The 20,119-nt window shown below is 71.0% G+C and carries 15 protein-coding genes; 10 read left to right on the top strand and 5 right to left on the bottom strand.

Annotated elements, in window-relative coordinates; all coding sequences use genetic code 11:
- The first annotated feature begins 15 nt into the window (after positions 1-15).
- The 5 genes from ABT300_RS02025 (at position 16) to ABT300_RS02045 (ending at position 8,138) form a co-directional block, all read left to right on the top strand.
- Positions 16-3,204, top strand: coding sequence for a sacsin N-terminal ATP-binding-like domain-containing protein (locus ABT300_RS02025; RefSeq protein ID WP_351670724.1), 3,189 nt, complete (start codon positions 16-18; stop codon positions 3,202-3,204).
- Positions 3,205-3,575: 371 nt separating this feature from the next.
- A complete protein-coding gene (locus ABT300_RS02030; RefSeq protein WP_351670727.1) occupies positions 3,576-4,499 on the top strand; it encodes a hypothetical protein in 924 nt (307 codons plus the stop codon).
- 123 nt (positions 4,500-4,622) lie between these two features.
- The gene (locus ABT300_RS02035; protein WP_351670730.1) at positions 4,623-5,426 is read left to right on the top strand and encodes a hypothetical protein; all 804 of its coding nucleotides are present in this window, start codon (positions 4,623-4,625) and stop codon (positions 5,424-5,426) included.
- A 196-nt stretch (positions 5,427-5,622) separates the two neighbouring features.
- The gene (locus tag ABT300_RS02040; RefSeq protein ID WP_351670733.1) at positions 5,623-6,360 is read left to right on the top strand and encodes a hypothetical protein; all 738 of its coding nucleotides are present in this window, start codon (positions 5,623-5,625) and stop codon (positions 6,358-6,360) included.
- A gap of 413 nt (positions 6,361-6,773) precedes the next feature.
- The gene (locus ABT300_RS02045; protein ID WP_351670736.1) at positions 6,774-8,138 is read left to right on the top strand and encodes an ISNCY family transposase; all 1,365 of its coding nucleotides are present in this window, start codon (positions 6,774-6,776) and stop codon (positions 8,136-8,138) included.
- Positions 8,139-8,224: 86 nt separating this feature from the next.
- On the opposite strand, the gene ABT300_RS02050 is transcribed toward ABT300_RS02045, so the two are convergent.
- Positions 8,225-8,620 carry a hypothetical protein gene (locus ABT300_RS02050; RefSeq protein ID WP_351670739.1) on the bottom strand — a complete coding sequence of 132 codons (396 nt, stop codon included), beginning with the start codon at positions 8,618-8,620 and terminating at the stop codon, positions 8,225-8,227.
- A 177-nt stretch (positions 8,621-8,797) separates the two neighbouring features.
- On the opposite strand from ABT300_RS02050, the gene ABT300_RS02055 reads away from it, so the two are divergent.
- Entirely contained in the window at positions 8,798-11,614 is a 2,817-nt protein-coding gene (locus tag ABT300_RS02055) for an AfsR/SARP family transcriptional regulator (protein WP_351670742.1), read from the top strand.
- Positions 11,615-12,217: 603 nt separating this feature from the next.
- Here ABT300_RS02055 and ABT300_RS02060 read toward each other — a convergent pair.
- Both ABT300_RS02060 and ABT300_RS02065 read right to left on the bottom strand, forming a co-directional pair.
- A complete protein-coding gene (locus tag ABT300_RS02060) occupies positions 12,218-14,584 on the bottom strand; it encodes an HAD-IC family P-type ATPase (protein ID WP_351670745.1) in 2,367 nt (788 codons plus the stop codon).
- Positions 14,585-14,780: 196 nt separating this feature from the next.
- Positions 14,781-15,053, bottom strand: coding sequence for a DUF2530 domain-containing protein (locus ABT300_RS02065; protein ID WP_351670748.1), 273 nt, complete (start codon positions 15,051-15,053; stop codon positions 14,781-14,783).
- A 117-nt stretch (positions 15,054-15,170) separates the two neighbouring features.
- On the opposite strand from ABT300_RS02065, the gene ABT300_RS02070 reads away from it, so the two are divergent.
- Positions 15,171-16,622, top strand: a complete 1,452-nt coding sequence (locus tag ABT300_RS02070; protein WP_351670751.1) for an NCS2 family permease — start codon at positions 15,171-15,173, stop codon at positions 16,620-16,622.
- Between the two features lie 80 nt (positions 16,623-16,702).
- Here the strand turns inward: ABT300_RS02070 and ABT300_RS02075 are convergent, their stop codons facing one another.
- Complete coding sequence (locus ABT300_RS02075; RefSeq protein WP_057579068.1) at positions 16,703-16,885, bottom strand: ribbon-helix-helix protein, CopG family; 183 nt, start codon at positions 16,883-16,885, stop codon at positions 16,703-16,705.
- Between the two features lie 151 nt (positions 16,886-17,036).
- Between ABT300_RS02075 and ABT300_RS02080 the strand changes: the two genes are divergently transcribed.
- Positions 17,037-17,474, top strand: a complete 438-nt coding sequence (locus tag ABT300_RS02080) for a MarR family winged helix-turn-helix transcriptional regulator (RefSeq protein WP_057579065.1) — start codon at positions 17,037-17,039, stop codon at positions 17,472-17,474.
- A 120-nt stretch (positions 17,475-17,594) separates the two neighbouring features.
- A complete protein-coding gene (locus ABT300_RS02085; RefSeq protein ID WP_351670756.1) occupies positions 17,595-18,866 on the top strand; it encodes an MFS transporter in 1,272 nt (423 codons plus the stop codon).
- 11 nt (positions 18,867-18,877) lie between these two features.
- On the opposite strand, the gene ABT300_RS02090 is transcribed toward ABT300_RS02085, so the two are convergent.
- Complete coding sequence (locus ABT300_RS02090) at positions 18,878-19,423, bottom strand: GNAT family N-acetyltransferase (RefSeq protein ID WP_351670759.1); 546 nt, start codon at positions 19,421-19,423, stop codon at positions 18,878-18,880.
- 51 nt (positions 19,424-19,474) lie between these two features.
- Between ABT300_RS02090 and thpR the strand changes: the two genes are divergently transcribed.
- Positions 19,475-20,047, top strand: coding sequence for an RNA 2',3'-cyclic phosphodiesterase (gene thpR, locus ABT300_RS02095; RefSeq protein WP_351670762.1), 573 nt, complete (start codon positions 19,475-19,477; stop codon positions 20,045-20,047).
- Positions 20,048-20,119 lie beyond the last annotated feature (72 nt).

Here is a 20,119-nt window from a genome sequence, read left to right on the forward strand (position 1 = left end):
AGGAGAAGAGTGAACGTGAGCAAGTTCGTGCGGCCGGCGCCCGAGGGCGCGGATCCGTTCGGCACGGCACGCCTGCGCCGTGGTGTGCTGGACGCCTGGGCCACCAGTCCCGCCCGCTTCCGGGAGGACGCCAACGCCGAGGAGGATCTCGTCCTCGGCGGGTACCGGGACCGGCTCGTGGTGGAGCTGGCGCAGAACGCCGCCGACGCGGCGGCCCGGGGCGGGGTGCCGGGGCGGCTGCGCCTCACCCTGCGGGACGGCGTTCTCGTCGCGGCCAACACCGGCGCGCCCCTGGACGCCGCCGGTGTGGAGTCCCTCGCCACGCTGCGCGCCTCCGCCAAGCGGGAGGAGCGGCAGTCCGCCGTCGCCGTCGGACGGTTCGGCGTCGGTTTCGCCGCCGTCCTCGCGGTCACCGACGAGCCGGCCGTGGTGGGCCGGCACGGCGGTGTCCGCTGGGACCTGGGCGAGGCCCGCTCGCTCGCCTCCGAGACCGCGCGGCACAGTCCGGGCCTCGGTGACGAGGTGCGGCGGCGCGACGGACACGTGCCGCTGCTGAGGCTGCCCTTCGCCGCTCAGGGCACGGCCCCCGACCCGTACGACACGGCCGTCATCCTCCCGCTGCGCGACGCCGCGGCGGCCGATCTCGCCGAGCGTCTGCTCGCCGCGGTCGACGACGCCCTTCTGCTGGCCCTGCCGGGGCTGGAGGAGGTCGTCGTCGAGATCGGGGACGGCGCCGAGCGCACGCTGCGCCGATCCGCCGACGGCGACCTCACCGTCGTCACCGACACCGAGCGGGGCGTCACCCGGTGGCGGACCGCCGCCGCGCACGGCCCCCTCGGCCCCGAGCTGCTGGCCGACCGGCCGGTGGAAGAGCGGCTGCGGCCCCACTGGTCGGTCACCTGGGCGGTGCCCGTCGACGACGAGGGCGCGCCGGTCGCGCCCCGGACCACGCCGGTCGTCCACGCGCCGACTCCCAGCGACGAGCCGTTGGGGCTGCCCGCCCTGCTCATCGCGTCGTTCCCGCTCGACACCACCCGCCGGCACGCGGCCCCCGGTCCGCTGACCGACCATCTGGTGCGGCGGGCGGCCCAGGCGTACGCCGAACTCCTCGCCGGCTGGCGGCCGGTGGGCCCGGGGATCATCGACCTCGTGCCCGGTCCGCTGGGCAAGGGCGCGTTGGACGGGGCGTTGCGCCAGGCCGTCCTGGAGCTGCTGCCGCGCACCGCGTTCCTGCCGCCCGCCTTCGTGCCCGTACCGCAGGACGGCGTGGACGAGGGCGAGGACGCGGTCGGGCTGCCCGAGGCCCTGCGCCCCCGGGACGCCGAGGTCGTCGAGGGCGCCGGCGCCGACACCGTGCGGGTGCTGGCCGAGGTGCTGCCGACGCTGCTGCCCGCGGGCCTGGAGCGGCGCGTGGAGCTGCGCACGCTCGGCGTCGCCCGGCTCCCGCTCGCTGACGTCGTCGACCGGCTGGCCGGCCTGGACAAGGAGCCGGGCTGGTGGCGCCGGCTCTACGACAGCCTGGCCGGCGTCGACCCGGACCGGCTCACCGGGCTCCCGGTGCCGCTCGCCGGAGGAGGCGCAGAGGGCTTCGGCGCCGGCGGGGGGCGACGGACCGCCATCGGCCCGCGCCAGGTGCTGCTGCCCACCCCGGACTCGGCCGGCCTCGACGCGGACGTCCTCGGCCGGCTCGGTCTCAAGGTCGCCCACGAGGACGCCGCGCACCCGCTGCTGGAGAAGCTGGGCGCCCTGCCCGCCACCCCGCGCGCCGTCCTCACCACCCCGCAGGTGCGGGCCGCCGTCGCCGCGTCCCTGGACGACGACGGCGGCGCCTGGGACGACGAGGGCGCCCCGGACGCGGAGGAGCTCGCCGACGCGGTCCTCGCGCTCGTGCGGGACGCGGGTCTGGAGCCCGGCGACGAGCCGTGGCTCGGTGCGCTCGCCCTGCCCGACGAGGAGGGCGAACTGGCGCCCGCCGGTGAGCTCGTGCTGCCCGGCAGCGCGTTCGCCTCCGTCATCCGTGAGGGCGAAGTCGCCTTCGTGGACGCGGAGTTGGCAGAGAAGTGGGGTGAGCAGCCGCTCGCGGCCTGTGGCGTCCTCGCCGACTTCGCGCTCGTCCGCGCCACCGACGTCGTCCTCGACCCGGACGAACTGGAGCCCCGGGACGGCGACTTCGCCGAGCCGGACGACGCGGGCCTGCTGGACGCCGTCGACGTGTGGTGCGAGGACGTCCTCGACCGCTTCCCCGACAGCCCGGTGCCCCCGGTCGCCACCGAGCTGGTCGCCGTGCGGGATCTCGACCTCGTCGACGAGGACCGCTGGCCGCAGGCGCTCGCCCTGCTCGCGCAGCCGCCGCTGCGGGACGCCCTCGTGCAGCCGCTGCGCGTCCTGCTGCCCGACGGCACCCATGAGACGGTACGGCCGTACACGGCCTGGTGGCTGCGCGGGAACCCGGTCCTCGACGGCCGCCGCCCGGCCGGACTGCTGGCCTCCGGCGGCGACCCGCTGCTGCGCGGCCTGTACGACGAGGCCGACGCCACGGGCTTCGACGACGAACAGGTGCTGCGGGCGCTGGGCGTGCGCACCTCGGTGGCCGCCCTCCTCGACGAGCCCGGCGGCGCCGCCGAGCTCCTGGACCGTCTCTGCGACCCCGAACGTTCCGTCACCGCCGCCCAGCTGCACGGTCTGTACGGGGCGTTGGCGGAGCTGGATCCCGCGCAGGTCACTCTGCCGGACGAGCTGAGGGCCGTGGTGGACGGCCGGGTCGAGGTGGTGGACGCGGCCGACGCCGTGGTCGTCGACTCACCCGACCTGCTCCCCTTCACCGAGGGCGTCCCGCTGCTGCCCGTGCGGCCGTCGCGGGCGGCCGAACTGGCCGAGCTGTTCCAGGTGCGGCGGCTGAGCGAGTCCGTCACCGGCGAGGTCGACTCCGAGGGCGTCGAGCACGACGTGCCGGAGCCGGTGCGGGTGCTCCTCGGTCCGCGCACGCCCGCTGTCTACGTCGAGCACGAGGAACTGGTCGTCGACGGCGTCGAGATCGACTGGCGGCTGACGGACGGCGGCGTCCTGCACGCCGCCACCCTGGAGGGCGTCGCCGCCGGCCTCGCCTGGGCGGCCGGGCAGTGGCCGCGCCGGTTCGAGGTGGCGGCCCTGCTGGAGGACCCGACACGCACTCAGGAACTGGCCCGCGACCGCTGGTTCGACTGACGTCCGCACGGACACGACGGCGAGCGCCTCCGCGGACGTCTGCGGGGGCGCTCACATTTCCCCCGCGATTTCTCCATCGAACGTGCAACCGTCGGACTGGGGTGCGAGTCTTCTCGGGTGGGCGATGTTCTCAACGGGGGGAAGACACATGGGCATCCGGGCCACCGCGGCGGTCACGGCCGCCGGTGACTTCGCCGACGTCGAGTGAGCACGGCCGCCGCCCGCGGCGACGCACACCGCGACGGCCGGCGACCGTACAACCATTCGCCGGTTTCAGGTATCTGATCAAGCGAGCCGAGCAGGCTCGCCGACCGTTCCGGGCTCACCGGAGGCACCCGCCCGCAGAGCCCCTCGATCCTCTTGGGACATACATGCGCATACGCGCCACCGTGGTCGCCGTCACCGGCGCCGTGGCCCTCTCCGCCTTCGTCGTGCCGGCCGCACAGGCCGTCGGCGGCGACGCGCACCACTCCGTCGACACCCTGAAGGCGCTGCACGCCGCCGCCTCCGGCCGGAGCACGTTCACCGGTGCGACCGGCGAGTCGGGCACGCCGTACGCCCTGGACGCCAAGTTCACCGGCGTCAGCGTCAACAACGGCAAGCCGATCGTGGCGGGAACGTCCGGCAGGGTCAGCGTCCCCGTCGTCTTCAAGGTGACGCACGGCGCGGGCGTCGACGTCACCGCGGGCGACACCGAGCTCGACGTGATGCTCTACCGCGGTCCGTACAGCGAGCCGGTCAACTTCCTCATCGGCGACGACTACCCGACCTGCACCAACACCTCGGCCACGGTCGCCGCCTGCAGGGGCACGATCGACATCCTGCCGGGCGAGGAGCTGGAGAACGCCGACGCCACCGGCTGGAAGGCCGCCGGCTTCATCGTCGACTGGAACGACGTCGACCCCTTCGCGGACGACGTCGACTTCAGCAAGGTCGGTTTCACCGAGAACTCGGCCCTGACGACCGCCAAGCTCCAGCGTCTGTCGAAGCTGACCGTCAACGCCGCGCCGGAGCCGGTGAAGAAGGGCAAGACCCTCACCGTCACCGGCAAGCTGTCCCGCGCCAACTGGGACTCCGGCACGTACGCGGGCTACTCCACCCAGCCCGTGAAGCTGCAGTTCCGCAAGAAGGGCAGCAGCGCCTACACCACCGTCAAGACCATCAAGACCAGCACCACGGGCAGCCTGAAGACCACGGTCAAGGCGACCGTGGACGGCTACTACCGCTACGTCTTCGCGGGCACCTCGACGACCCCGGCGGCCACCGCCGCAGGCGACTTCGTCGACGTGAAGTGACACCGGGCGCGTGACGGCGACCGGCTCCGGATCTCCGGGGCTCGGCCGCCGTCCGGCGCGCTCCCGTCCCTCACGCTCACGCCCCTCCCACCCACTGTTCACTCCGCCATCTGGAGAACACCCATGCGCGTACGCGCCCTCGTGGTCGCCGCCTCCGGCGCCCTCGCCCTGTCCGCCCTCGCCGTCCCGGCCGCGCAGGCCGCTCCGGTCGGTCCCGCCGTCACCTTCTCCCAGCTGAAGGTCAACGGCGGCAAGGCCATCGTGGTCGGACCGACCACGAAGGTCACGGTCGCGGCCAGCTACACCGTCACCAAGCCCGCCGGCCTGAACGCGAACTCCTTCATCACCTTCCCGGTCCTCTACCGGGGCGGCGTCCTCACCGAGTCCACGCCCGACAAGGACGTCTGGGGCGGCGACGAGCCCGGCGCCTGCACGGTCTCCTCCGCGACCGTCCTGAAGTGCACCGCCAAGATCCAGTTCCGTCCGCTGGGGAACACCGACTTCGGCGACCTGAACAACACCCTCGCGGGCGCGTGGAAGCTCGGCGCCGCCGCCGTCAACGGCAGCGGGCTCACCACGGGCAGCAACCTCGGCACCGCGAAGCTGCAGCGCGCGGCCACCCTCACCACCGACGCCGCGCCGGAGCCGGTGAAGAAGGGCAAGACCCTCACCGTCACGGGCAAGCTGGCCCGCGCCAACTGGGACACCGGCAAGTGGGCCGGTTACTCCGCCCAGGCGGTGAAGCTGCAGTTCCGCAAGAAGGGCAGCAGCGCCTACACCACGGTGAAGACCGTCAAGACGAGCTCCACCGGCACCCTCAAGACGACGGTCACGGCGTCCGTGGACGGCTACTACCGCTACGTCTTCGCGGGCACCTCGACGACCCCGGCGGCCACCGCCGCGGGCGACTTCGTCGACGTGAAGTAGGCCCTGCTGCATCTTGCGCGGTGAATGACGACGCTGGTCCCGGAAGCCTTTCGGGACCAGCGTCTGACGTTTCCTCAACTGTGGGGGAAGTGTGGAAAGTTTGAGGTGGACCTGAGCTTTTCGATCTTCTTCTGGTGCTTGGATGAAGTGCACACGACAGGTGATCAGGCACAGCACCATCATTCGAAGAGGCCTCGTGGCCGCGCTCGCTGCGGTTGCGATCGGTGCGGGATCCGTCACGGCGTCCGCCGCCACGACTGCGGAGCGCTCGGGGAAGACCGCTTCGCCCAGCATCTACATCAAGTACCTCAGCACTCAGATCAACCTGGCCATCGGTAGGGGCCAAGACACCACCGTGGAGCGGGCGGGACTGGGCGCCTTCAAGGCGCTCACCCCGGAGAACCAGGAGAAGTACCTGGATTACCTGAACGAGTCCTCTGTGATGGACGCTCTCCTCGCTGAAGCTGCGGAACCGGGGGGAGGCAGCACGAGAACCACGTTCACGTCGATGAACGGAGGGGACGTCGTGATCGAAACCGTCGAGGAGGCGTCCTTCACCCCGGATCCCGCCGACGGAGGCATTGAGCCGCTGGCGACGAGGCTCAGGAAGGGGACATGGGAGACTACGTACACCGTCAAGCAGAAGGTCCTCGGGGTCACCGTCACGAAGCTTTCGCTGTGGGTGGACTACTACACGAACGGAAGCAAGGTCACGCAGTCACTGAACGCCGGTGCCGGAAAGAGGAATATCAACCCCGGAGTCTCCATATCCAACAGCCCCCCGAAGCATTGGCTGTCTGGCGGAGTTTCTACCGCTGAGACCGTGTGGGAAGGGTCGATCATCTTTAAGGGATTCGGAGTGAGCATCGACAAGCGGCACCGCGTATCCGCCAACGAGAACGGTTTCAAGAGCGGATCCGTGAAGAACATCTGATCGAGTCGACCAGGAGGCAGAGATGGCCGTGACTGTAAGAGGGGTCATCACGATCCTTGCTGTTGTGCTGGGCGTACTTCTTGCGATAGCGGTCGCGGGGCTCGCGTTCTTCGCGACGGCTAACGAAGAAGGGCACGGCTCCGATCGCCAGGTGTCCGGTGCCGCAATGGTGTCCACGGGGAGGGGATCGCTGTGATTCGTGCGACGCGGCGGGAGAAGATCACGTTAAGCGTGCTGGCCGCGCTGATTGTTCTCATCGTCTACGGGATGCTGCAGAACATCGTGCTTTAGCTTAGCTACTTGCCCCTGAAGAAGTCTGGGCTGCTGCCAAGGTGAGCTGGGTGAGGTACTGGTGTGAGCCGCCCTGCGGCCGTCACAGTGGGGGTGGGTCTTGGCGGCCGGGGGTGGTGGCTATGTCGCGTGTGTCTGGGCCGCAGGAGGCGTGGTGGGAGATGCTTCCGGAGCAGGCGCGACAGCTGCCCGCCGAGTTGGCCGAGATCGATGCGTACCTGGATGACGAGCGGTTCGTCGCCCCGTGGCGGGCGGTGTTCGCCGAGCGGCTGGGGCGGCCGTCGGTCCCGGTCGAGACGCTGCTGCGGCTGCTGTACCTCAAGCACCGGTACCAGCTCGGATACGAGACGCTCTGCCGTGAGGTGGCGGACTCGCTGAGCTGGCGGCGGTTCTGCCGGATCCCGCTGACCTCCCCGGTGCCGCACCCGACCACGCTGGTCAAACTCGTGCGCCGCAGCGGCCCCCGGACCATCGAGCAGCTCAACTCCGCACTGCTGGGCAAGCTGGTGGAGGATAAGCTGCTGCGGTGCCGCAAGCTGCGTATCGACACCACCGTGATCGAAGCGGACATCGACCATCCCACGGACGCCGACCTGCTGGAGCACGGGGTGCGCAAGCTGGGGCGGCTGGTGCACCGGATCAAGGCCGCCGGGGCCGCCGGGCGCACTCCCTTCCGGGACCGCAGCCGGTCGGCAGGCCGCCGCTTGAAGCAGATTTCCCGCACTCTGCGGCGGCGCACCGGTCAGGCGCTGGGCGAGATCGACCGGCTCACCGGCGAGGTCGCCGCCATCGCCCGTGCGACGCTGCGGGACGTGGCCGCCGTGGAGCGCAACGCACGGCGCGCGCAGCGCGGGCGGCCTTCGGGACGACTGGCGCATCTGGTCGGTGAGCTGGCCGGGACGGTGGCGGGCACCCGACGCCTGCTGGAGCAGACCGCGTTACGGCTGGCGGGGATCCGCACGATCCCCGACCGGCTGGTGTCGCTGGCCGACCCGGACGCCCGTCCGATCCGCAAGGGCAAGCCCCAGCACCCCACCCAGTTCGGCTACACCGCACTGGTGGCCGAGGACGAACACGGCTTCGTCGTCGACCACCAGGTCCACCGCGGGAACCCGGCTGATGCCCCGCAGTTGGTGCCTGCGGTCGAGCGGGTGACCACGCTGACCGGCCGGGTGCCGGCCACCGTGGTCGCCGACCGCGGCTTCGGCACCGCGGGCAACGACCGGGCCCTGTCCGAACTCGGGGTCCGGCGGATCGGCCTCCAGCGCACCGGCACCCCGGGGAAGGCTCGCCAGGAGTACGAACGCAGCCGCCCGTTCCGACGGATGCGCAACTGGAGAGTCGGCATCGAGGCCCGTATCAGCCACCTCAAGCGCAGCTTCGGATTCCGCCGCACCCGCCTCCGCCGCCTGGCCGGCGCCCAGACCTGGGCCGGACTCGGGATCTTCGCCTACAACCTCCACCGGATGACCGTCCTCAGCCGGTAGCGGAGGCCACCGGCAGACCGACGGCATGCCGGTGGCCTCCACATCAGCCCCGCTACCAGGCCGCACCCTTTTTCAGGGGCAAGTAGCTAGGCCGTCACGTAACCGTAGCCGCAGTCGGTGTCGGCGCCACCGGCCCCGTTGCGTCGGCACACTTCGATCATGAGGAGGTCTCCGGAGGAGTACCCGCCCGACGCCGTCGCCGTGCCGGGAACGCCGTTGTCGCCGTTGGCGTCCTGGCCGGACACCACCTCGACATAGCCCAGGTCCGTGTTCCAGACCGTCGCCACGACCCTTCGGCTGTCCGTCTTGGTGTCGTTGACAGTCAGCCGTCCCGTCGAGGTGTTGAAGGTGGCGTTCCCGTAGTAGCTGGGGCTGGTCTTCCCTGTGCCGGTGGCAGCCTGCGCGGATCCCTGCGCCATCATGCCGAGGGCGATTGCAAGTCCGCCGACCGCCAGCGCCGACCGCTTGACATTCAGTGCCATTCCTACTCCCGTGAGTCTTCGTGGTCCCCGTGGTGATCACCAAGGGGAGAGCCGGAGGCCGGATGACCTCGGTATGGACCGACTCTGGGCGGCCTGCCTTGAACGAATCTTGCAAGACCTTGAATCGACAGGTTGAAGCGGTTTCCCGCTGGCTAGGATTCCGGCAGGAGGTGGGGAATGGCGGTGCGCTTCTGCTTGCTCGGCAGCATCGAGGCATCCGTCGACGGCGAACCGGTGGATCTCGGGCCTGTTCGGCAGCGGTCCGTCCTAGCCGCGCTCCTCGCGGACGCGAACCGGAGTGTGTCGGCCGACCAGCTGATCGAACGGGTGTGGGGGACACGCGCTCCGCAACGGGCTCCGGGGACGCTCTACAGCTACATCTCCCGCCTGCGCCGCGCTCTGGCCGACGCGGGCGACGCCGTGCGTCTGTCGCGGCAGTCCGGAGCGTACGTCCTCGCCGTCGAGGAAACAGCCGTCGACCTGTTTCTCTTCCGCCGGTTACTCGCACGCGCGCGGCGTGAGGATGACGACGGCCGCGCCGCGGAGGTGTTCGAGCAGGCACTCGGTCTGTGGCGGGGAGAAGCCTTCGCAACCGCGGACACGCCGTGGTTCAACACGCTGCGTGAGTCCTCGCACCGGGAGAAGCGCACCGCCGAATGGGATCTGACCGATGTGCAGTTACGGCTCGGTCGGCACACCGAACTGCTGGCCGGACTGTTCGACCGCGTTCGGGCGCACCCCCTGGACGAGCGCCTAGCCAGCCAGCTCATGCTGGCCCTGTACCGCAGTGGACGAGCCGCGGACGCCCTGGCCCACTACGAGGACGTGCGGCACGGCCTGGCGGAAGAGCTGGGGATCGACCCGGGCCCGGCGCTGCGGCGTGTGCACGAGCAGATCCTCACGGAGGACGTTGCCCTGGCTGTCCGTGTCCCCCCGCCGGCAGTCGACCCGGCCGACCAGCACGTCCCGATCCCACGGCAGTTACCCGCGTCGCCGGCGATCTTCAGTGGCCGGGACGCTCAGGTGGAGGTCTTGTGCGAGGCCCTGGTCCGTGCGGACCGACACACTCCGGTGGCCGCCGTCGACGGGGTCGCCGGGGTGGGGAAGTCCGCCCTGGCGGTCCATGTAGGGCATCGGGTGGAGGAACACTTTCCCGATGGGCAGCTGTACGTGAACCTGAGGGGTGCGGCAGCCGGGGCAACCTCTCTGACAGCCCATCAGGTTCTGGTGCGGTGGCTGCCTCAGCTCGGTGTGCCCGGCGCCGAGGTTCCGGCGGACGCCGAAACGGCGAGCGCCTTGTGGCGCTCGGTGCTCACCGGGAGACGTCTGCTGCTGGTGTTCGACGACGCCGTATCGGCGGCGCAGATCCGTCCGTTGCTGCCCGCCGGGCGCGGATGCGCGGTGCTGGTGACCAGCCGCACCGTGCTGTCGACGCTCGACGGCGCCGAACACGTCCACCTGGAACCGCTGACCGAGTCCGAGGCGGTCGCGTTGCTGGCCCGCATGGTCGGCGCCGACCGTGTCGCGGGAGACCCGGTGGCTGCTACGGACGTCGTCGGGTTCTGCGAACGCCTTCCGCTGCTGCTGCGCATCGTCGCGGCGAGGCTGGCGGCCCGCCCGGCCTGGCCGGTCCGTGCCATCGCCGACCGTCTCGCGCGGGAGCATCAGCGTCTGAACGAGTTACAGGCCGGCGAGCTGAGCGTGCGGGCAAGTCTGGCGGTGAGCCTGCGGGAGGCGGGCGAGGGCGGCGAACGCGTCTTTCCGCTCCTGGCGGTGGTCGGGGCGGCTGAACTCGATCTGCCGTTGGCGGCCTCACTGGCGGACCTGCCGTGGGCAGAAGCGGAAAGGCTCCTGGAGCAACTCGTCGACGCACGACTGGTCGACTCGCCTGCGCCCGGGTACTACCAGTTGCACGACGTGGTCCGTCTGTACGCCCGTGAACAGGCACACCAGCAGGCCGGTACCGCCGATCCGGATGCCGCCCCGCGTCGGGCGTTGCACCACTACTTGGCCCTCGCCGGAGAGGCCAGCCGCCTGCTGGACCCGGAGGAGTGGACGAACCTCGGGATGGGGGCGCCCATCGCGCACCCGGCGGGATGCACACTCGCCGACCGCCCGGAGGCCAGTTCCTGGATCGACTTCGCCGCTCCGCACCTGCCCTCGGTGATGGCCGAACTGACCGGCCGTCCAGAACTTCATGCCGACATCACCCGGTGCGTGCTGGCCGTCTACCCGGCGTTGGCGGTTCGCGACCGCTGGCAGGAACTGATCAAGCTCAACACGATCGCCGTCCGGACGGCCCGGGACAGCGACCAGCGGGCACTTGAGGCAAGGTCTCACAACCTCCTCGGCATGGCCTACGGCCAGACCGGCAGAATGGACGAAAGCCTTGCCGAGTTCCGCTGCGCGTCAGAGCTGTGGGAAGCGCTGGACGACCGGCATCAGCTCGCCAGGGCCTCCAACAACCTGGGCATCCTCGCACGCCTTCGCGGTGATCTGCTTGAGGCGGTGCGCTGCCACGAACGCGGCATCCGCCTGTTCCAGGAAGCAGGAGACGACAACGGACGGGCCAGGGCCCTGACCAATTTGGGAGTCGTCCATCAACGTCTCGGCAATCACGCCGAGGCGATCAGCGCGCACGAGTGCGCGATCGAGATCTTCCGCGCCCAGAACGACCAGTACCGCCTGGGGCAGACCATGGGCGATCTGGCCAAGGCCGCCCGGCTCGCCGGCCGCTACGGGGAGTCGATCGAGCGCTACGAGGAAAGCCTGCGAGTCGTCCGCCGGATCGGCAGCCGTCTGAACGAGGCCGAGCAACTGTGGGGGCTGGCCCACTCGCTGTACGACCTCGGGGAACGGGACGCCGCCCGCACGCGCTGGCGCGCGGCTCTGGACATCCTGCGCGACTGCGGTGAACTCACGGACGCCGAAGCGCAAAGGCTGCTCGCCGATCCCGTTCCGGAACCACCGGCAGCCATACGCCGAAACCAGTGAGCGGTGTGCAGGCTGAAGTTGCTGGTCACGTGGCTGGTGCGCCTGGGCACCAGTATGGCCGTGCTGGTCGCTGGCAGGTGACTTTGGTGAAGATAGCTGGCCATCGGGCGACTTCGCGGTTCGTGAGGACCAGCAAGGCCCGGACCAGGGCGGTCGCCCACCGATACCGGAGCCACAGCCCCGGCTCCGGCCCGGGCCTGCTCGACCAGGCGGTTCAACACCCGCTCCGCGACCGCCAGTTCTCGACAACTCCTCCGCGAGAGCGTCCAGTTCGCGCTGGCGAGCGGTGATTCACTGCCGCTCCTGCATCCCCCGCGCCCTCCCGCCTTCTCACGGCGTGCCGACTTTGTTGACGGATCGTAGGCGGGGGCCGGTCGCGGGCGCAGCCGAACACGGCATCCCGCCGGAGCCCGGACCTGCCCGATGATCTACGCCATGGTCATCGTCCGCCGACCGGCACGAGTGCCCAAATCGCCATTCACGCCAGACCCGTGACCTGCGACTCCACGATGCACACCGCTCACTGAGTGTAGAGAACTCCATGATCATCCCGGCTCGTTCCTGTTCTACGCCCGGGGCACCCGATCGATCACCCAGCACGCCCTAGGCGGGGAAGCGGCGGTCGACCCATTTCCAGCACACCTCGAGGGCCGCCGACGCGGCCACCGCCACGCCCACCGCGATCCACGGCATGGTCGCCCCGACCAGCCTTAGCGCGAAGAAGTCCTGCAGCCAGGGGACGACCAGCACGAGCAGGAACGCCGCGCCCATCGAGGCCACCAGCAGCACCCGCCACCAGGTGTACGGCCGGGCGATGATCGCCAGCACCCACATCGAGACCAGGAACAGTGTGAGGGTCGCCGCGCTCGTCTCGGCCTCCAACGAGCCCGCGCCGGTGTAGTGGTGACGGGCGATCAGATACGTGACGAAGGTGGCGACCCCGGCGATCACACCGCCCGGGACGGAGTACCGCATCACCCGCCGGACGAAGTGCGGTCGGGCCCGCTCACGGTTGGGGGCGAGCGCGAGGAAGAACGCCGGAACGCCGATGGTGAGCGTGGACAGCAGGGTCAGGTGCCGCGGCAGGAACGGGTACTCCACCTGCCAGCACACCACCAGCAGGGCCAGCAGCACCGAGTAGACCGTCTTCACCAGGAACAGCGTCGCCACCCGGGTGATGTTGCCGATGACCCGGCGCCCCTCAGCCACCACCGACGGCAGGGTCGCGAAGCTGTTGTCCAGCAGCACGATCTGCGCGACCGCGCGGGTGGCCTCGGAGCCCGATCCCATCGCCACGCCGATGTCCGCGTCCTTCAGGGCGAGGACGTCGTTGACGCCGTCCCCGGTCATCGCGACGGTGTGCCCGCGGGACTGCAGCGCGCCGACCATGTCCCGCTTCTGCTGCGGGGTGACCCGGCCGAACACCGTGCCCTCCTCCAGGGCCCGCGCCATGCCGGGCGGGTCCGACGGCAGCCGTCGGGCGTCCACCGCGCTGCCGTCCAGCCCGAGCTTCGCCGCCACCGCCCCCACCGACACCGCGTTGTCCCCGGAGACGACCTTGGCGCGGACGTCCTGCTCGGCGAAGTAGCGCAGCGTGTCGGCGGCGTCCGGCCGCAGCCGCTGTTCGAGCACCACCAGGGCGGCGGCCCGGGCCCCGCGTGCGGGCTCGGGATCGTCCAGGTCACGGGCGGCACGGACCAGCAGCAGCACGCGCAGCCCCTCCCGGTTGAGCCGTTCCGTCTCGGCGAGCGCCGGGTCGCCGTCGGACAGCAGCACGTCGGGCGCCCCCAGCAGCCAGGTGCTGCTCTCCCCGTCGCCCTCGTTGAAGCTGGCGCCGCTGTACTTGCGCGCGGAGGAAAAGGGCAGCGACTCGGTGCAGCGCCACTCCTCGGCGTCCGGGTAGGCGTCGATGATCGCCTTCAGGGAGGCGTTCGGCCGCGGGTCGGACTCGCCGAGGGCCCCGAGGACCCGTCGTACGTACGCCTCGTCACCGCCGTCGAGGGTGCGCAGCTCGGTGACGTCCATGCCGCCCTCGGTGAGGGTGCCCGTCTTGTCCAGGCAGACGGTGTCGACGCGGGCGAGGCCCTCGATGGCCGGGAGCTCCTGCACCAGGCACTGCCGGCGGCCGAGCCGGATGACGCCGATCGCGAAGGCGACCGAGGTGAGCAGCACGAGCCCTTCCGGGACCATCGGGACGATGCCGCCGACGGTACGGGCGACGGACTCCTTGAGGTCGTGGTTCTTGACGACCAGCTGGGTGACGACCAGGCCGATCGCGGCCGGGACCATCATCCACGTCACGTACTTGAGGATCGTGGAGATGCCGGTGCGCAGTTCGGAGTGGACGAGCGTGAAGCGCGACGCCTCCTCGGCGAGCTGGGCGGCGTAGGCCTCCCGGCCGACCTTGGTGGCCCGGAAGGCGCCGACGCCCGCCACCACGAAGCTGCCCGACATGACCGCGTCGCCGGGCCGCTTCACGACGGGGTCGGCCTCGCCGGTGAGCAGCGACTCGTCGATCTCCAGGCCTTCCGCCTCGACGCACACCCCGTCCACGGCGGCCTTGTCGCCGGGGCCGACCTCGATGACGTCGTCCAGGACGAGCTCGGAGGTGGAGACCTCGACGGCCGTCCCGCCGCGGCGGACGGTGGGACGGGCCTCGCCGACGACGGCGAGGGAGTCCAGGGTCTGCTTGGCCCGCCACTCCTGGATGATGCCGATGCCGGTGTTGGCGAGGATCACGAACCCGAACAGGCCGTCCTGGATGGGGGCGACGACGAGCATGACCAGCCACAGGACGCCGATGATCGCGTTGAACCGGGTGAAGACGTTCGCCCTGACGATCTCGCCGACGGAGCGGCTGCTGCGGACCGGCACGTCGTTGACCTGACCGCGGGCGACGCGGTCCGCGACCTCCGCGGCGGTCAGGCCGGTAGCCGTCGGCGCGGAGGCGGGGGCGTCGGTGTGGGCCATGGAACCGACGGTACGTGCGGATTTGGGGGTTCACCCCCCGAGAGCCCCGAAGATCCGACCTGGGGAGGACGGGAGTAGTGCCGTGGTTGTAGCGACCCCCCGACCCGTCCCCGACCCGTCCCCGACACGGGGGCGAGCCCGCGGACGCGCACGAAACGGGTCGTGCGCCGCCGCCGTGCGCCGTCGCGCACCGGCGTCACACGGCCGAGGCGCCCGCCTGCCGTGCCGCCGCGTCCCGTTTGATCGCCGCGTCGCGCCTGCGGACGTACCAGATGCCGATGAGTCCCAGGCCGGCGCCGGCGAGGCAGGTCCACACCCACCACAGGCGGTCGTGGTCCTCGAACCAGCCGTAGAAGGGGAGCTGGACGAGGAAGAGGACGAACCAGAGGATCGTGCCGCCGGTGATGGTGGCGACCACGGGGCCCTCCAGGGGCTCCGGCGCCTCGTGCTTGGGGGTCCACTTCGCCATGGGGGACAGCTTACGAGGCCATCACATCTACGCGCGGAGATGGCCGACCGCGACCTCATATGTTCATACTGAAACCGTTTACCCATGACCACTTCTCTTCGTAGGAAACAACAAACGATGCCCACGCCGGCACCCGCCAAGGTCCCCGCCCCTGAACAGCCGGGAGCCGGGTCCACCCACGGCGCTCTCGACCGCCACTTCCGGATCTCCGAACGGGGCAGCACCCTGTCCCGCGAGATCCGGGGCGGCTTCGCCACCTTCTTCGCGATGGCGTACATCATCGTGCTGAACCCGATCATCCTCAGCAGCGCCAAGGACATGTACGGGCACCAGCTCGACAACGGCCAGCTGGTCACCGCCACCTGTGTGACGGCCGCCTTCACCACGCTCCTGATGGGCGTGATCGGCAACGTGCCCATCGCGCTGGCCGCCGGCCTCGGCGTGAACTCGGTGGTCGCGCTCCAGCTCGCGCCCCGGATGTCCTGGCCGGACGCGATGGGCATGGTCGTGCTCGCCGGGTTCGTGGTCATGCTCCTGGTCGCCACCGGACTGCGCGAGCGCGTCATGAACGCGGTGCCCTTCGGCCTGCGCAAGGCGATCAGCATCGGCATCGGCCTGTTCATCATGCTGATCGGACTCGTCGACTCCGGCTTCGTCACCCGCATCCCGGACGCCGCCCACACCACCGTCCCGCTGCAGCTCGGCGCCGACGGTCACCTGAACGGCTGGCCGGTCCTCGTCTTCATCCTGGGCGCGCTGCTCACGCTGGCCCTGATCACCCGCAGGGTGCCCGGCGCGATCCTCATCTCGATCGTCGCCATGACCGTCCTCGCGCTGATCCTCAACGCGGTCGCGACCATCCCGTCCTGGGGCCTCACCACGCCCGAGTGGCCCGGCAACCCCGTCGCCACCCCCGACTTCGGGCTGATCGGCGAGGTCAGCCTGTTCGGCGGGTTCGGCAAGGTCGGCGTCCTGACCGGCGTCCTCTTCGTCTTCACGGTCCTGCTGTCGTGCTTCTTCGACGCGATGGGCACGATCATGGGCGTCAGCGACGAGGCCAAGCTGACCAACGCCCAGGGCGAGATGCCCGGCATCAACAAGGTCCTCTTCGTCGACGGCCTCGCGGTCGCCGCCGGCGGCGCCAGCTCCTCCTCCGCCACCACCGCGTTCGTGGAGTCCACGGCGGGCGTCGGCGAAGGGGCCCGCACCGGCTTCGCGAACCTGGTCACCGGCGGCCTCTTCGCCGTCGCGCTGTTCCTCACGCCCGTCGCGACGATGGTGCCGTCCCAGGCCGCCACACCGGCGCTGCTCGCGGTGGGCTACCTGATCCTGGCCGGCTCGGTCAAGGAGATCGACTGGGCCGACCACACGATCGCCGTGCCGGCCTTCATCACCATGGTGATGATGCCGTTCACCTACTCGATCACCAACGGCATCGGCATGGGCTTCATCGCCTTCGTCCTGCTGCGGCTCGCGGCCGGACGCGGCCGCGAGGTCCCGGCGCCGATGTACGCAGTGTCCGCCGTGTTCGTCTTCTACTACCTGATGCCGGCGCTCGGCCTCACCTGAGCCGCGGGATCGGCGGGAGCCGCGGGATCGGCGGGAGCCGCGGGAGCCGCGGGAGCCGCGGGCGAGGCCGTCTGCCGGGCTCAGGTGCGCCCGTAGAACTCTTCCGTCTCGTCGACCGCGGTCTGGAACCGCTCGTCGAAGTCATCGCGAATGAGCGTCCGGACGACATAGTCCTGGACGCTCATTCCCCTTTTCGCGGCATGCTGCCGGAGCCGCTCGAGCAGCTCCCCGTCTATCCGCAGGCTGAGCACACTGGTCCCCATGAGACGAGGGTCGCGGGCATGTACCGCACCTCGGCCTCTTTCCGCTGCCTACTCACTCCTTCGAGTGACGCCGAGGTTTCCGTGGCCAGGGTCACGGGAATCCCCCCGCGCGCCAGCTTGTTTAGCCAGGGTAATGAGTTACGCTAAAGAGATGCCTGACCTCACCCATGGCGACGACGCTGCCGCCGTGAACTCCCTGCGATCGGCCGTGATGCGGCTGTCCCGTCGTCTCAAGCACCAGCGGGTCGACGAGTCGCTGAGCCCCACCGAGATGTCGGTGCTCGGCACCCTCTCCCTCTGCGGCAGCGCCACCCCCGGCGAGCTCGCCCGCAAGGAGCACGTGCAGCCGCCCTCGATGACCCGCATCGTGGCGCTGCTGGAGGCCAAGGGCCTGGTCCGGCTGGAGCCGCACCCCGAGGACCGCCGCCAGAAGGTCGTCACCAAGACCGAGCAGGCCGAAGCCATGCTCGCGGAGAGCCGCGCCAAGCGGAACGCCTTCCTGGCCACCCTGGTCGACGGCCTCGACGAGGACGAGTGGGCGAAACTGCGCGCAGCCGCCCCCGTGCTGGAGAAGCTCGCCCACCTGTAACCACACGCCGAGGAGGCGACCCCTTTGAGTTCGGGACCCGGAGCAGACTCCGCCCCCGCACCGACCGCCCACGAGACCCTTGCCGGGAAACCCACGCCCGCCAAGTCATCCGCGTCGTCCATGTTCAGCTCCCTGAAGGTCAGGAACTACCGCCTGTTCTTCATGGGCCAGGTCGTCTCCAACATCGGCACCTGGATGCAGCGCATCGCCCAGGACTGGCTGGTGCTCAGCCTCACCGGCTCCGCCACCGCCGTCGGCGTCACGACGGCCCTGCAGTTCCTGCCGATGCTGCTCTTCGGCCTCTACGGCGGCGTCCTCGTCGACCGGCTGCCCAAGCGCCGCACGCTGCTGTTCACCCAGTCCGCGATGGCCCTCACCGGCATCGCGCTCGCCGTCCTCAGCCTCTCCGGCCACGTCCAGGTCTGGCACGTCTACGTCGCCGCCTTCGCCGTCGGCCTCGCGACCGTCGTGGACAACCCCGCACGGCAGACCTTCGTCTCCGAGATGGTCGGCCCCGACCAGCTCCAGAACGCGGTCAGCCTCAACTCCGCGAACTTCCAGTCGGCCCGGCTGATCGGACCCGCCGTGGCCGGCGTGATGATCACCGGCGTCGGCACCGGCTGGGCGTTCCTCTTCAACGGCCTGTCCTTCGTCGCCCCGCTGGCCGGCCTGCTGCTGATGCGCTCGCGCGAGCTGCACGCCGTCGAACGCGCCCCGCGCGGCAAGGGCCAGCTGCGGGAGGGCCTGCGCTACGTCGCCGGCCGCCCCGACCTGATCTGGACGATCGTCCTGGTCGGGTTCGTCAGCACCTTCGGGTTCAACTTCCCCGTGTACCTCTCGGCCTTCGCCGACGACGTCTTCCACGCGGGCGCCGGCTCCTACAGCCTCTTCAACACGCTGATGGCGGTCGGCTCCCTCGCGGGCGCCCTGCTCGCCGCCCGGCGCGGCACGGCCCGGATGCGGGTGCTGGTCGCCGGGGCAGCAGCCTTCGGCGCGATGGAGATCGTGGCCGCCGCCGCCCCCTCCCTGTGGCTGTTCGCCCTGCTCATGGCCCCGATCGGGATGTTCGGCATGACCGTCAACGTCACCGCCAACAGCAGCGTCCAGCTGGGCGCCGACCCGGCCATGCGAGGTCGGGTGATGGCCCTCTACATGATGGTGTTCATGGGCGGCGCCCCGGTCGGCGCGCCGATCGCCGGCTGGATCACCGACGCGTACGGCGTCCGGGCGGGCATGGCGGCGGGCGGCGCCGTCTCGGCCGCCGCCGCCGTCACCGTCGGCCTGGTCCTGGCCCGGATGGGCGACCTGCGCCTGTCGGTCGGCTGGCACCACGGCTACCCGAGCGTGCGCTTCGTCCCCCGCGCACAGCGGGAACTCGCCGCCGTCGTCTGACGCGCGGCACGTCACCCGGAGGGCGCGGCCGGCGGTCCCACCCTCCGGGCCAGCACCTGCCCGGGCCACCGGCGCTCCCCGACGGTGTACGTCTGCGTCGGGGTGAAGCCGTTGGCCTCGTAGTAGGCGACGAGCCCGCGGTCGTCGCCCGCGTAGCAGTCCACCCGCAGCAGCCCGACACCCGCCCGCCGGGTCTCCTCGGCGGCATGCTCCAGCAGGACCCCGCCCACGCCGTGACCCTTGAACCGGCGGTCCGACGCCAGCCAGTGGATGTACCGCTCGGGCTCTCCCGGCGGCGGGAGGTGCGCGAGATACGCGCCGGGCGCGTCGGTGAGCGTGAGGACGGCGGCCGGCTCACCGTCGGCCTCGGCGACGTACGCCCAGCCCTCGTCCACGTACCGGGCGACGGACTCGACCGTGCTCGGGTTCTCCGACAGCGGGCTCGTCCCCCACTGGCCCGGCCGCCCCTGCGCGACCAGCCACGCCACGCTGCTGTCGAGCATGGCGAGCATCAACGGGACGTCGTCGGGTCCGCCTTCTCTGATGGTGATCCGCATGCCGCCCATAATGCCGGGCGCGCCGTCGGTCCCGTCGGGAAAATCGGGGGCATGAGACTCTTCGCCGCCGTGCTGCCACCCGACGACATCGCCGACGAACTCGCCGCCGAGGTCGCCCGGTTGCGCCCCCTGCCCGGAGCGGACGGGCTGCGCTGGACGGACCGCGCCGGCTGGCACTTCACCCTCGCCTTCTACGGAGAGGTCGACGACGCCCTCGTCCCGGAGCTGTCGGCCCGGCTGGAGCGGGCCGCGCACCGCGGCGGGCCGTTCCCGCTGGCCGTGCGCGGCGGAGGTCTGTTCGGACACGGGCGGGCCCTGTGGGCGGGCGCGGCCGGGGACGTGCCCGCGCTGCGGCTGCTGGCCGACCGGGCGGAGGCGGCGGGGCGCCGGGCGGGCGTGGACATGGGCGGCCACCGCCGCTACACGCCGCATCTGACCCTGGCCCGCAGCCGGGAAGCGGTGGACGTCCGGCCGCACGTCGAGACGCTGGACGCCTTCGCCGGCCGGACCTGGACGGTGCGGGAGCTGGTCCTGGTCCGCAGCAACCTGCCGAGGTCCGGCGTCCCCGGCGAGCAGCCCCGCTACGAACCGGCCGGACGCTGGCCGCTCGGCGGGGCCGGTTAGGCTCGACGCGTGGACCCGAAGACCCGGAACCGGATCATGGCCGGTGTGCTCGTGCTGTTGTTCGTCGTGGTG

This window comes from Streptomyces sp. NPDC001027 (assembly GCF_040299045.1).
In the GTDB taxonomy this organism is placed as follows: Bacteria; Actinomycetota; Actinomycetes; order Streptomycetales; family Streptomycetaceae; genus Streptomyces.